Below are 11,722 nucleotides of genomic sequence, written 5' to 3'. Positions count from 1 at the left end.
GGCCGGCTTCCCTGGCTATGCCGCGGTCACGAGGTCGGGCGGGTCAGCGTTTCCGTCACGCGCACGGGTGCGTCATTGCGCAGCCGCTGGATGCCGCGCACCACCACCAGGTCGGTGGCGGCGACGCCGGAGAGGACTTCGACCTCCCCCTGCAGGCGCTGGCCGATCCGGATCTCGACCCGGCGCGCGCGGTTGTCGCGGATGACGTAGACGAAGTTGCGGTCGCCGAGGGGGTCGAGCGCCTCCTCCGCGACCAGCAGCGCATCGTTGCGCTGCTGCAGCACCATCTCGACCGTCATGAACAGGCCGGGCTTCAGCGCCTCGTCCGCATTGTCGAATTCGCTGATGACCCGGACGGTGCGGGTGTTGGCGTCGATCCGGGTGTCCACCACCGCGACCGCGCCGGTGAACCGGCGGTCGCCGAAGGCGGCGCTGCGGGCCACCACCGGGCTGCCGGCCTGGAGCCGCGCAAGGAACACCTCCGGCACCGAGAACTCGACCCGCACGCGGGAGATGTCGTCGAGCGTGGTGACCACCGTGCCGGGCTGGACCAGCGCGCCGACGCTGACCTGCCGCAGGCCGACGCGGCCGGCAAAGGGCGCGGTCACGCGCAGTTCCTCGAGCCGGGCCTGGGCCGACCGCACGCGCCCTTCCGCCTGGCGCGCCGCGGCCTCCAGAGTGTCGAGCCGCTGGGCGGCGATGCTCTGGCCGGGCTGAAGCTGCCGCGCGCGGGCAAGCTGGCTGCGCGCGTCGTCGAGCTGGGCGCGCGCCTGATCCACATCGGCCCGCAGCGCCGCGGCGTCGAGGTCGAGCAGCACCTCCCCCTCCCGCACGCGCTGGCCTTCCTGGAAGCGGATCGACTGGACGATGCCGGTGACCTTGGCGGTGATCGTCACGGCATCCCGCGCGCGCACCGTGCCCACCGATTCCGCGCGGTCGACCACGGCACCCACCCGCACCGGCGCGACCGCGACCCCCACCGGCCCGCCGCCACCGCCCGAGCCCCGCTGCGCGGCGGTCGGAGCCGCGGCCTCGAGCCCGATGAGGGCGAGCGGGCGAGGCAGGCCGAACTGCTCGCCATAGACATGCCAGGCGGTGCCGATGCCGCCGAGCAGGGCCAATACGGCAAGCTGGGAAATGGTGCGCATGCGACCCCAGTTCTTTCCGTCCTGTTCTGACCCGTTTGTTGTCAACGGGCAAGCATGTTGAACCAATCCTCGCGATCCTGGACGCCCCGGCTTCCCGCCTCCGCGAGCCGAGCCTCCCGCAGGCATCCCGTCTCACCCGGCGGCATGAAGGCCAGCCCAGGAGCCACGCCACGAACCACCCATCCAGGCCATGCAAGCCGCATGCCGGCCCCGGCCCCACGCATCACGGGCGACCCGTCGCCCTTTCCCGCATCGTCCGGCCGCGCCAATGTGGGGTCGGCATGTCGACGGGATGAGATGGGATGCGGGCGATCTTCGTGATGATCAAATGCGAGATGGGGCAGGCCTACCGAGTCGCCAGGGAGATGGCGGACAGCATCGCCGAATTGTCCGAGATGCACTCCATCAGCGGCCAGTACGACCTTCTCGGCAAGTTCTACCTGGAGTCGGACCAGGATATCGGCCTGTTCGTGGTGGAACGGGTGCAGAGCGTGCCCGGCGTGAAGGACACCTACACCCTGCAGACCTTCAACGCCTTCGGAGGCGGCCGGGGCTGAGCGGACGGGGCGGGGGCGGAGGGGCGGCGCCACGCGGGTGCCGCAATCCCGCCGCGCCTGCCCCAGCCCCGCCCTTCGCCCGCCTTGCGGCAGGGCCATGTTGGGAAGCACAGGAGGATCCCCCCATGCGCGCCCTTCCCGTCCTCGCCCTCTCCGCCGCCGTGATGCTCGGCGCCTGCCAGAACCCGGACGGCTCGCTCAACGTGCCGGCCACGGCGGCGCTCGGCGTCGGCGCGGCGATCGCCGGCGTCGCCATCGCCTCCGCGGCCAATGACCGTCCGCGGCACGGCCATTACCGCTACGACCAGCGGCCGTCCTACGGCTACCGGCAGCCGGCCTATGGCTATTATGGCCGGCCCCATTACGGCCAGGGCTACGGCTACCGCCGCTGGTAGGACCCCCGCCCCGCCTTGCCGGCGGGGCGGCGGGCTTTTCAGTCCCAGGTCTTGAAGCCGGGCATGGCGGAGATGGGCGGTGCCGCCTTCAGCCTCGCCAGGTCCGGCACCGGGCGGGCCAGCCTCGCGTCGCCCGCCACCGCGCGCTCGATCGCGGTGGCCACGGCCAGCACCAGCGCATCCCCCCCGCGCGGCCCGACGATCTGCAGCCCGAAGGGCATCCCCGCGCGGTCGAGGCCGAGCGGGATGCTGATGGCAGGGTGGCCGACCAGCGTCACGGCATAGGCCAGTGCCAGCCAGTGGAAATAGGTCCGCGTCGGCGTCCCGTCGATCTCGGCGGGATACAGCTCGCTCCAGGGGCGCGGGCTGATGGTGATGGCGGGGCTCAGGATGATGTCGTGGCTGGCGAAGAAGCCCTGCCAGTTGCGGTAGATGCGGGTCTGCTCGCTCGCCGCCCGGGCGTAGTCGGCCAGGCCGTAGCGCAGCCCTTCCTCGACATTGGCGCGCACATTGGGGCCGACATCCGCCGGGCGGGTGCGGCACTTCTCGGCATGGCTCGCGATGAAGCCGGTGGCGCGCAGGATCTCGAAGCTCTCATCCGTGCCGGCGCAGTCGGGGCTGGCCTGCGCGATGCGGCCGAACAGGGGCTCGAGCGCGGTGATGCGGTCGGCGAAGACGTCGCGGATGTGGCGCTCGGTCGGCGCGAAGCCGAAATCGGGCGTCGCCGCCACCCGCAGGGCGGCCAGGTCCACCTCCATCGGCGGGAACAGGTCGCGGTCGCCGCCGCGCACGCGACGCCCCGGCAGGGTATAGGCCAGCGGGTCGGCCGCATCGTCATCCGCCATGGCGGAGAGCAGCAGCGCGCAATCCGCCGCGTTGCGCGCCATGGGGCCGAGCACCGGCAGCGGCGACCAGCCATGGCCCCGCCGCTCGCTCGGCACCAGCCCCGGCGAGGGGCGGAAGCCGACGATGCCGTTGAAGGCCGCGGGGTTGCGGAGCGACCCGCCGGTGTCGCTGCCCGACGCGATGGGCACCATCCCCGTCGCCAGCGCCACCGCCGACCCGCCCGAGGACCCGGCTGCCGACCGCGCCGGGTCGAAGGGGTTGCCGGTCGCGCCGTACACCACGTTGCGGGTGTTGGCGCCCGCGCCGAATTCCGGCGTGTTGGTCTTGCCCAGCACGACGGCGCCCGCGGCCCGCAGGTTGGCCACCATCGCCTCGTCCCGGTCGGGCACATGGTCGGCGAAGATCGGGCTGCCCCAGGTGGTGCGCAGCCCCTTCGTCTCCTCCAGGTCCTTGATGCCGATGGGCAGTCCGTGCAGCGGGCCGAGCCGGTCGCCCCGCATCACCGCGGCCTCGGCCTCCTTCGCGGTCGCGCGCGCCCGCTCCTCGTCCAGCGCGACGACCGCGTTGACCGCGTGGTTCACAGCGGCGACGCGGCCGAGGCAGCTGTCCAGCAGTTCCACCGGGCTGAGCTTGCGCGTGCCGATCAGGCGTCGCGCCTCGATGGCGGTGAGGTCGCAGGGTTCGGTCACGCGACGGGTTCCTTCTCGGTGAGGGCCAGCATCCCGGCGTCGAAGCAGGCAAGGACGATGTCGAGCATCGCGATGGCGGCGGGGAAGGCGCGCGGCGGCACGGCCTCAGTAGCCCATCGCGCAGCCGTCCTTGCGCGGGTCGGACCCGCCGACGAGGCAGCCGCGCTCCCGGTCGATCAGGATGGCCTGGCCGCCGCCATGCGGCTTGTCGATCAACTCGCACTGGTGGCCGAGCCGGTTCAGCCGGTCGATCATCGCGGCGGGGATGCCCTTCTCCACCTGCACCTTGCCCTCGCGCGGGAACAGGCGCGGCGCGTCCAGCGCCTCCTGCACGTCGAGGCCGTATTCGAAGTGGTTGGCCAGGAAGGTGGTCTGGCCCATCGGCTGGTAGTGCCCGCCCATCACGCCATAGGGCATCAGCGCCTGCCCGTCCTTCATCACCATGCCGGGGATGATGGTGTGCATCGGGCGCTTGTCGGGGGCGATGCAGTTCGGGTGGCCTTCCTCCAGCCGGAAGCCGAAGCCGCGGTTCTGCAGCATCACGCCCGCCTCCGGCGCGTAGATGCCGCTGCCGAAGCCCTCGAACAGGCTGTTGATGAAGCTGCACGCATTGCCGTCGCGGTCGACGACGGAGAGGTAGACGGTGTCCTTGTGCCGCGTCCAGTCGGCCTCGCCCGCGGGCGGCATCTCCGGCATCGCGCGATCGTCGCGGATGAGCTTCGCCAGCTTCTCGAGATAGGCGTCCGATGTGAGGCGGGCGACCGGCACCTCCACCTGGGACGGATCGGCGAGGAAGGCGTCGCGGTCGCGATAGGCCAGGCGCGCGGCCTCGATGTGGCGATGGAACCGCTCGGGCGACAGGAAGCCGCCCTCGGCGGTGCCGAGGCGCTCGATCAACCCGAGGATCATCAGCACCAGCAGGCCCGACCCGTTGGGCGGGCACTGGAACACCTCCATGTCGCGCCAGGCGCGGCTGATCGGATCGACGAACTCGGCCACTGTCGCGCCGCGGGCGAAGTCCTCCTCGGCATGGGTTCCGCCGGCCTCGCGCAGGGTGCGGACCATGTCGGCGGCGATCGCGCCTTCGTAGAAGGCCTTCGCGCCGCCCTTGCCGATGGCGCGCAGCGTGCGGCCCAGCGCCGGGTTCACGAAGCGGTCGCCAAGGCCGTAGGCCGCGCCGTCCTTCAGGAACAGCGCCGCCGCCGGCGCGTGCTTCGACAGCTTGCCGACCGACCCTTCCCAGTCCGACGCCACGCGGGCCGAGAGGTGGAACCCCTCCTCCGCGTAGCGGATGGCCGGCTGCAGGATCTCGTCGAGCGACTTGCGCCCATGCGCCGCGTTCAGCGCCGCCCAGGCCGAGATCGCGCCGGGCACGGTGACGGAATGCGCCGAGGTCGGGGACATCGCGGTCAGCCCCGCCGCGCGCAGCGCCTCCGGCGTCGCGCCACGCGGCGCACGGCCGGAGCCGTTGAGCGCGACCACCTTCCCCGTGCCCGCGGGGGCGTAGAGGCAGAAGCAGTCCCCGCCGATGCCGGTGGATTGCGGCTCCACCACGCCGAGCACGGCGCAGGCCGCGATGGCGGCGTCGAGCGCGTTGCCGCCCGCGCGCAGGATGTCGAGCGCGGCGAGCGTCGCCTGCGGCATGGAGGTCGCGGCCATGCCGTTGGCGGCGTAGACGGCGCTGCGGCCGGGGGCGTGGAAGTCGCGCTTCATTCCTGTGGTTCCGTTCTCGACATCGGTTCGACGAGCGGCATCGGCCGGCCGCGCCGCCCGCGCATCCGCAGGGGGGGGGACCGACCGGGGCGGCCCGCATCAGTGCGTCAGGTAGCCGCCGTCCACGACGAGGCTGAGGCCGTTCACCATCCGGCTTGCGGGGGAGGCGAGGAACAGGATGGGACCCATGATGTCCTCCACCTCCATGATGCGGCCGAGCGGCATGCCGCGGACGATGCGGGCCCTGAACTGCGGGTCGTCCAGCACCGGCCGGGTCAGCGGCGTCTCGACGAAGCCGGGGGCGACCGCGTTCACCCGGATGCCCTTGGGGCCAAGCTCGAAGGCCATCGCCTTCGTCATGCCCTCCACCGCGTGCTTGGTGGCGGAATAGACACTGCGGTTGGCGCCCGCGACATGGCCGTTGATGGAGCTGAGGTTGATGATGGACCCGCCCCTGCCGGCCGCCACCATCCCCCCCGCGACCGCCTGCGCCACGGTGAACATCGCGCGGATGTTGAGGTCGAGCAGCGTGTCCAGGGAGGCGTCCTGCACTTCCAGGAAGCCTTCCCGGATGTTGGTGCCGGCATTGTTCACCAGCACGTCGAAGGGGCCTTCGGCCGCGACGGTGGCGCGCACCGCCGCCCGGTCGGTGACGTCGAGCGCGCGGGCGCGGGCGCGGTGGCCGGCGGCGGCGAGTTCGGCCACCACCTCCTCCATCTCCGCCAGGCTGCGGGCGGCCAGCACCACCTCCGCCCCGGCCGCAGCCAGGGCGACGGCACCGGCGCGGCCGATGCCCTTGCTCGCACCCGTCACCAGGGCGCGCTGGCCATCCAGGCGGAATGAGGGGGTCTCGGGCAGCATGGACGGTCCCTGTCGGCGGTTGTCGCTTCGGCGATCGTTCCATGCGCCGGCCCGGCCGGCGGCGCAAGGGGCGCCCCGGCCCGGTGCGCCGCGACCCCTTCCCCGCCCCGCCGCCGCGCGCTAAAGCGCCGCATGGACCAGATCGACACCGCCGATTTCGACAAGGTCGATGTGCGCGCCGGCACGGTCGTGGATGCGCAGGCCTTCCCGGAAGCCCGCAAGCCGGCGATCAAGCTGTGGGTCGATTTCGGCCCCGGCCTCGGCGTGCGGCAGAGCTCCGCCCAGCTCACCGCCCACTACACGCCGGACCGGCTGATCGGGCGGCAGGTGGTCGCCGTAGTGAACTTCCCGCCTCGCCGCATCGCCGGCTTCGAAAGCCAGGTCCTCGTGCTCGGCCTGCCGGACGAGAACGGGGCGGTCGTGCTGCTCCGCCCCGACATCAAGGTGCCGGACGGCGGGAGGATGTTCTGATGGAGGGGACTTCGGGGATGGCGCCGCGCTACTACACGGTGACCTGGGACCAGCTGCACCGCGACGCCAAGGCGCTGGCCTGGCGGCTGGTGGAGAAGCGGCCCTGGAAGGGCATGGTCGCCATCACGCGCGGCGGGCTGATCCCCTGCGCCATCATCTCGCGCGAGCTGGAATGCCGCCTGATCGAGACGGTGTCCGTCGTCACCTATGACGAGGAGTCGCGCGGCCACCCGCAGGTGGTGAAGCCGCCCGCCGCCGCGCTGGAAAGCCTGGGCGAGGGCTGGCTGCTGGTCGACGACCTGGTCGACACCGGGACCACCGCGAAGGTGGTGCGCGCGATGCTGCCCAAGGCCCATTTCGCGACCGTCTATGCGAAGCCCGCCGGCAAGCCGACGGTCGACACCTTCATCACCGAGGTGTCCCAGGACACCTGGATCCTGTTCCCCTGGGACACCGAGCCGCAGTTCATCGCACCCATCGCGAAGAGCCACGCGAACGGGTCGTAGCCCGCCGCGCCTGGCCGGGGTGCGGCGTCAGCCGCGCATCGTTCCGCTCAGCCCTTCCAGCATCGCCAGGTGGCTCTTGATGCCCGGCACGGCGAGCGTCGCAATGATCTCCTCCTCCCGGTTCGCGGGGGTGGAGGCGATGGCCTGGTGGAGGCGCAGCAGTTCCTGGTGGCCGGCCATCTGGGCGCGGACATAGGCGCGGTCGAACTCGGCGCCGCGCAGGCCCTGGATCTGCTGCATCAGCTGGCGCTTCTGGTCGTCCATCATCTCCGGCGTCGGCACCTGCAGGCCGACATGGCGGCGCACATTGGTGAAGGTCGTCTGCTCCTCCGCCTCGAGCGTGGCGAACAGCTTCACCGCCGCATTCTCCGCCGACCGCTCGGCGAGCTGGCTGCTGGCCAGCGCGAAGGCCATGCCGCCGAGCGCCTGCATCCTCTGCTGGTCCGCCGCGGCGGACTGGCGGGGCGTGGCGGACTGGTTCGGCGCCTGCGCCCGTTCGGCACCAGGCGACTGCGCCAGGGTGGGGCGGAGCAGGAAGGGCACGGCAAGCGTGCCGAGGGCGATGCGTCGGATCATGAAGGCTTCTCCCGGGCCATCCGGGCGGGGGCCCGGCGGCCGGAGGAGAAAGCCCGCGCCCGCCCGTGGTTGCCGACCTTTCCGCGGGCGTCCGGCTACACCGGCGGGACGTCCGGCACCTCCTCCCGCACCGCCAGCACCTTGTCCACGCGGCGGCCGTCCATGTCGATGATCTCGAACCGCCAGCCCGCCCAGGCGATGCGGTCACCCTCCCGCGGGACGCGCTGCAGCAGCGCGAGCATGAGGCCGGCGACCGTGTGGTAGGTCCCCTCCCGCGGGAGGTCGGGCAGTTCCAGCCGCGCCTTCAGCTCGTCGCTGGCCATCATCCCGTCGAGCAGCAGGCTGCCGTCGTGTCGGCGCACGGCCGGGCGGTGCGCGGCGGCGGGGGCGGGGCCGAGTTCCCCCACGATCGCCTCCAGCAGGTCGGAGGCGGTGACCACGCCCTCGAAGCTGCCGTATTCGTCGAGAACCAGCGCCATCCCGATCGGGTCGCCGCGCATCCGTTCCAGCGCGTCGAGGGCGGAGAGCGTGTCGGGCAGGACCAGCGGCTGGCGCAGCGCGCGGGCAAGGGAGAGGGGCTGACCCTCCAGGATCTGGTCCAGCAGGTCCTTCGCCGCCACCACCCCCACGACGTTGTCGATGCGGCCGTCCGCCACCACGAACCGCGTGACGCCGGAGGCGCGGAGCCGCGCCGCCACATCCTCGGCCGGCGCCGTCCGGTCCAGCCATTCCAGTTCCGGCCGGGGGGTCATCAGGGCGCGGACGGGCTTGTCGGCCAGGCGCAGCACGCGCTCGATCATGTGCCGCTCCTCCGTCTCGATCGCGCCGGAGGTCGCGCCTTCCGCCACCACCGCCTTCACCTCCTCCTCCGTCACGGAGGTGTCGGACGGCGCGTGGCGGCCGAAGATGCGCAGCACGAGCGAGGAGGAGGTGGAGAGCACCCAGATCACCGGCGCCGTCACGCGCGACAGCCAGCCGAGCGGGCGGGAGACGACGACAGCGATCCCCTCCGGGTGTCGAAGCGCCAGCTGCTTCGGCACCAGCTCCCCGAGGATGAGGGAGAGATAGGTGATAAGCAGCACCACGAGGGCAAAGGCGATCTGTTCGGCGAAGGGCGCGAGGCCCGGAATCAGCGCGATCCCGTCGTCCAGCAGCGCGGCCAGGCGCGCGCCGCCGAAGGCGCCGGCCAGCACGCCGACCATCGTGATGCCGACCTGCACGGTCGGCAGGAATCGCTGCGGGTCGTCGGCCAGCGCAAGCGCCGCCGCCGCCCCTTCGCTGCCGCGGCGCTGCATCGCCATCAGCCGGGCCCGCCTGGCGGAGACGATGGCCAGCTCGCTCATCGCGAAGGCCCCGTTCAGCAACACCAGCAGCAGGATCAGCAGCAGTTCCAGGCCGATGGCCATAGCAGGCGGGTCCCTCCGGACGGTCAGGGCGTGATGTAGCGGCCCGCGGCCGCGGGGCAAACGCCCCTTGGGCCTTGCGTTGCCGCGACGCGCGCGAAGATGTGGGGGCATGGACGCCACCCTTTCCCCCTCGGCACGCTGGCTCGGCCCCGCCGGGCTCATCCCCTTCGTCGCGCTGGCGGCCGGCGCCTGGCTTGGCGCGCGCGGGGCGGCGCCGGCGCTGGCCGCCTATGGGGCGACCATCCTCGCCTTCCTCGGCGCGGTGCATTGGGGCCTGGCGATGCGCGCGCCGCCGGCGGAACGGCGGGCGGACCTGCCGCGCCTGGGCCTGGGCGTCGTGCCGGCACTGGTGGCCTGGGTGGCGCTGCTGCTGCCGACGGCGCAGGCCCTCGCCCTGCTGGCCGCGGCCATCCTGGCGACCGCGCTGGTCGAGACGGTCGGCGCCCGCTCCGGCCTGGTGCCGCGGGACTACCTGAGGTTGCGCTGGGCGCTGTCCTGCGCGGCGGCGGCCTGCCTCCTGGCGGGTGCGGCGGCTGCACGCCTGGGTCTTTGACGCTTGTCTCTTTTTCGGAACGTATGATAAGACTCCGTTAACAGCCACGCGGAGTCCCCCCGATGACGGTGTCCGACCAGGCCCCTTCCAGCGCCGCGGTGATCGCCTTCCCCGTCACGGGCGAATCCCGGCTGCGCGTCGCGCTGCGCAACCTGGACACCGCGCTGGCCGAGCAGCGGCAGGCCGTGGCGGCCTTCCGGCGGGAGCTGTCGGCCCTCGGCGGCGCCGTGTCGCAGCTGGAGGACAGCGCGACGGAACTGCGGGACCGGCTGGCGGATGCCGCGCAGGACACCGCGCGCGCCCAGGACGCCGCCGCGCGCCTTGCCCGCACCGCCGAGGAGATGCAGCGGCTCTGCTGACCCGCGTCGGGCCGCGCGCCCTGCCCGCCGCCATGTCGTGACGCGACGGGCCGGGAGGAGCGGATGCGGGAGCGCATCGCGGAGGCGCTGGACCGGCTGAGCCCGGCGGAGCGCAAGGTTGCCGAGCTGGTCGCCGCCGACCCGCACGCAGCCATGGGCGCGACGGTCGCCTCGCTCGCCAAGGCCGCGGGTGTCTCAGAACCCACCGTCGTCCGCTTCTGCCGCTCCCTCGGCCTCGACGGCTTCGCCGAGCTGCGCCTGTCCCTCGCCCGCGCCGAGGGCGGCGCGCCGGCCGCGCCGCGCCCCCTCCGCCGGATCGGCCCTGGCACCCCCCTGCCCGAAGCCCCGGCCGCCGTCTTCGACGCCGCCATCGCCGCACTGTCCGGGGCGCGCGACGCGCTCGACCCCGCCGTGATGGAACGGGCGGCGCTGGCACTGGTCCGTTCCTCGCGCGTCGAGATCTGGGGCTACGGCGCCTCGGCGGCGGTGGCGGGGGACCTGGCGCACAAGCTGTTCCGCGTCTGCCGCAGCGTCGTGGCGCGCAGCGACCCGCAGATGCAGGCGATGGCGGCCGCGACGCTGGACGGAGACGCGGTGGCGCTCTGCCTCTCCCGCAGCGGCCTGTCGCGCGGGATCGTGGAGGCGGCGGGGCTGGCCGCCGCGGCGGGGGCCACGGTGGTCGCCATCACCCGCCCGGCCTCGCCGCTCGCCGCCGCCGCCACGCTGGTGATCCCCTGCGAGGTCGAGGAGGATGGCGGGCTGCACGCGCCGATGGTCTCGCGACTCGTGCATCTCGTCCTCGGCGACGCGCTGGCGGTCGCGGCCGCGCTGCTTTCGCCCCCGGCGGCGGAGGAGCGGCTGGCCAGGATGCAGGCGGCGCTCCGCCCGCGGCCGCGGGATGGCTGAGCCGGTGCCGTCATCCCCAGCACCCGCGCGGCGTGGTATCCAGTGCGCCGGTGGCCGGCACTGCGCAGGGCCGCCGCACCAGGTGAACCGCCGGACGTGACATCGTGACCCATCCGCTGATCCCCCGCCTGCGCGCCGCCCGCGTGATCCCCGTGGTCCGGACCACCCGCGCCGACCTTGCCGCCCGCGCGGTGGAATGGCTGCGCGGCGCCGGCATCACCGTGTTCGAGATCACGATGACGGTGCCGGACGCGCCGGCGCTGATCCGCGGGCTCGCCGACGACCCCGCGCTGCTGGTCGGCGCCGGCACGGTGCCGGATCGCGCGGCGGCGGAAGCGTGCCTCGAAGCGGGTGCGCGCTTCCTCGTCGCGCCCTGGGTCGACCCGGCCATCGCCGCCGCGGCCCGCGCGGGCGGCGCCTGCGCGATGCTCGGCGCGATGACGCCGACCGAGGTGCGCGCGGCGCTGGCGGCGGGCGCCGACGTGGTGAAGCTGTTCCCCGCGGCCTCCGCCGGCGGGCCCGCCCATCTCCGGGCGCTGCGCGCCGTCTTCCCCGACACCGCCTTCTGCCCGACCGGCGGCGTCGATGCGCGCAACGCGCCGGACTACCTGGCGGCCGGCGCCGCCTTTGTCGGCATCGGCGGCAGGCTGGTGGACGAAGCCCTGCTGGAGCGCGGCGACCGCGCCGCCGTCGAGGCCGCGGCACGCGACGTGCTCGGCCTCATGCAAGCCTGACC

Annotated in this window: 14 protein-coding genes; 8 read left to right on the top strand and 6 right to left on the bottom strand. The window is 73.3% G+C overall.

The window, feature by feature from the left end; translation table 11 throughout:
- Positions 1–26 precede the first annotated feature (26 nt).
- Positions 27–1,148 (bottom strand): efflux RND transporter periplasmic adaptor subunit, encoded by a 1,122-nt coding sequence (locus ACK8OX_RS02900; protein WP_430662418.1) that lies wholly within the window; start codon positions 1,146–1,148, stop codon positions 27–29.
- Between the two features lie 302 nt (positions 1,149–1,450).
- On the opposite strand from ACK8OX_RS02900, the gene ACK8OX_RS02895 reads away from it, so the two are divergent.
- The gene (locus tag ACK8OX_RS02895) at positions 1,451–1,705 is read left to right on the top strand and encodes an Lrp/AsnC ligand binding domain-containing protein (protein WP_430662417.1); all 255 of its coding nucleotides are present in this window, start codon (positions 1,451–1,453) and stop codon (positions 1,703–1,705) included.
- Between the two features lie 125 nt (positions 1,706–1,830).
- Positions 1,831–2,100 carry a hypothetical protein gene (locus ACK8OX_RS02890; RefSeq protein ID WP_430662416.1) on the top strand — a complete coding sequence of 90 codons (270 nt, stop codon included), beginning with the start codon at positions 1,831–1,833 and terminating at the stop codon, positions 2,098–2,100.
- A gap of 38 nt (positions 2,101–2,138) precedes the next feature.
- Here the strand turns inward: ACK8OX_RS02890 and ACK8OX_RS02885 are convergent, their stop codons facing one another.
- The 3 genes from ACK8OX_RS02885 to ACK8OX_RS02875 all read right to left on the bottom strand — a co-directional run bounded on the left by ACK8OX_RS02885 (position 2,139) and on the right by ACK8OX_RS02875 (position 6,209).
- On the bottom strand, positions 2,139–3,635 hold the full coding sequence (locus tag ACK8OX_RS02885) for an amidase (RefSeq protein WP_430662415.1): 1,497 nt from the start codon (positions 3,633–3,635) through the stop codon (positions 2,139–2,141).
- 105 nt (positions 3,636–3,740) lie between these two features.
- Complete coding sequence (ggt, locus tag ACK8OX_RS02880) at positions 3,741–5,348, bottom strand: gamma-glutamyltransferase (RefSeq protein ID WP_430662414.1); 1,608 nt, start codon at positions 5,346–5,348, stop codon at positions 3,741–3,743.
- Positions 5,349–5,447: 99 nt separating this feature from the next.
- Positions 5,448–6,209: an SDR family NAD(P)-dependent oxidoreductase gene (locus ACK8OX_RS02875; protein WP_430662413.1), complete on the bottom strand. Its 762-nt coding sequence runs from the start codon at positions 6,207–6,209 to the stop codon at positions 5,448–5,450.
- A 132-nt stretch (positions 6,210–6,341) separates the two neighbouring features.
- Between ACK8OX_RS02875 and ACK8OX_RS02870 the strand changes: the two genes are divergently transcribed.
- Positions 6,342–6,680 (top strand): tRNA-binding protein, encoded by a 339-nt coding sequence (locus ACK8OX_RS02870; protein ID WP_430662412.1) that lies wholly within the window; start codon positions 6,342–6,344, stop codon positions 6,678–6,680.
- A 17-nt stretch (positions 6,681–6,697) separates the two neighbouring features.
- Positions 6,698–7,186: a xanthine phosphoribosyltransferase gene (gene gpt, locus ACK8OX_RS02865; protein ID WP_430662513.1), complete on the top strand. Its 489-nt coding sequence runs from the start codon at positions 6,698–6,700 to the stop codon at positions 7,184–7,186.
- A gap of 27 nt (positions 7,187–7,213) precedes the next feature.
- Here the strand turns inward: gpt and ACK8OX_RS02860 are convergent, their stop codons facing one another.
- Positions 7,214–7,762, bottom strand: coding sequence for a DUF4142 domain-containing protein (locus ACK8OX_RS02860; protein WP_430662411.1), 549 nt, complete (start codon positions 7,760–7,762; stop codon positions 7,214–7,216).
- 95 nt (positions 7,763–7,857) lie between these two features.
- Positions 7,858–9,168 (bottom strand): hemolysin family protein, encoded by a 1,311-nt coding sequence (locus ACK8OX_RS02855; RefSeq protein ID WP_430662410.1) that lies wholly within the window; start codon positions 9,166–9,168, stop codon positions 7,858–7,860.
- A 109-nt stretch (positions 9,169–9,277) separates the two neighbouring features.
- On the opposite strand from ACK8OX_RS02855, the gene ACK8OX_RS02850 reads away from it, so the two are divergent.
- The 4 genes from ACK8OX_RS02850 to ACK8OX_RS02835 all read left to right on the top strand — a co-directional run bounded on the left by ACK8OX_RS02850 (position 9,278) and on the right by ACK8OX_RS02835 (position 11,720).
- Entirely contained in the window at positions 9,278–9,721 is a 444-nt protein-coding gene (locus ACK8OX_RS02850; RefSeq protein ID WP_430662409.1) for a DUF3429 domain-containing protein, read from the top strand.
- Between the two features lie 62 nt (positions 9,722–9,783).
- Positions 9,784–10,080 carry a hypothetical protein gene (locus tag ACK8OX_RS02845; protein WP_430662408.1) on the top strand — a complete coding sequence of 99 codons (297 nt, stop codon included), beginning with the start codon at positions 9,784–9,786 and terminating at the stop codon, positions 10,078–10,080.
- 63 nt (positions 10,081–10,143) lie between these two features.
- Complete coding sequence (locus tag ACK8OX_RS02840; protein WP_430662407.1) at positions 10,144–10,986, top strand: MurR/RpiR family transcriptional regulator; 843 nt, start codon at positions 10,144–10,146, stop codon at positions 10,984–10,986.
- Positions 10,987–11,090: 104 nt separating this feature from the next.
- Complete coding sequence (locus ACK8OX_RS02835; protein WP_430662406.1) at positions 11,091–11,720, top strand: bifunctional 4-hydroxy-2-oxoglutarate aldolase/2-dehydro-3-deoxy-phosphogluconate aldolase; 630 nt, start codon at positions 11,091–11,093, stop codon at positions 11,718–11,720.
- Positions 11,721–11,722: the final 2 nt, after the last annotated feature.

This window comes from Falsiroseomonas sp. CW058 (assembly GCF_050563535.1).
GTDB lineage: Bacteria > Pseudomonadota > Alphaproteobacteria > Acetobacterales > Acetobacteraceae > Falsiroseomonas.
The sequence above is the reverse complement of the archived record's forward strand: the minus strand, read 5'-3'. Positions and strand labels throughout refer to the sequence as shown.

Coding starts and splice junctions, on each gene's coding strand:
- gpt (WP_430662513.1), top strand. CDS start 6,698: ATGGCGCCGCGCTACTACACGGTGACCTGGGACCAGCTGCACCGCGAC.
- ACK8OX_RS02840 (WP_430662407.1), top strand. CDS start 10,144: ATGCGGGAGCGCATCGCGGAGGCGCTGGACCGGCTGAGCCCGGCGGAG.
- ACK8OX_RS02870 (WP_430662412.1), top strand. CDS start 6,342: ATGGACCAGATCGACACCGCCGATTTCGACAAGGTCGATGTGCGCGCC.
- ACK8OX_RS02875 (WP_430662413.1), bottom strand. CDS start 6,209: ATGCTGCCCGAGACCCCCTCATTCCGCCTGGATGGCCAGCGCGCCCTG.
- ACK8OX_RS02855 (WP_430662410.1), bottom strand. CDS start 9,168: ATGGCCATCGGCCTGGAACTGCTGCTGATCCTGCTGCTGGTGTTGCTG.
- ggt (WP_430662414.1), bottom strand. CDS start 5,348: ATGAAGCGCGACTTCCACGCCCCCGGCCGCAGCGCCGTCTACGCCGCC.
- ACK8OX_RS02900 (WP_430662418.1), bottom strand. CDS start 1,148: ATGCGCACCATTTCCCAGCTTGCCGTATTGGCCCTGCTCGGCGGCATC.
- ACK8OX_RS02845 (WP_430662408.1), top strand. CDS start 9,784: ATGACGGTGTCCGACCAGGCCCCTTCCAGCGCCGCGGTGATCGCCTTC.
- ACK8OX_RS02850 (WP_430662409.1), top strand. CDS start 9,278: ATGGACGCCACCCTTTCCCCCTCGGCACGCTGGCTCGGCCCCGCCGGG.
- ACK8OX_RS02890 (WP_430662416.1), top strand. CDS start 1,831: ATGCGCGCCCTTCCCGTCCTCGCCCTCTCCGCCGCCGTGATGCTCGGC.
- ACK8OX_RS02860 (WP_430662411.1), bottom strand. CDS start 7,762: ATGATCCGACGCATCGCCCTCGGCACGCTTGCCGTGCCCTTCCTGCTC.
- ACK8OX_RS02895 (WP_430662417.1), top strand. CDS start 1,451: ATGCGGGCGATCTTCGTGATGATCAAATGCGAGATGGGGCAGGCCTAC.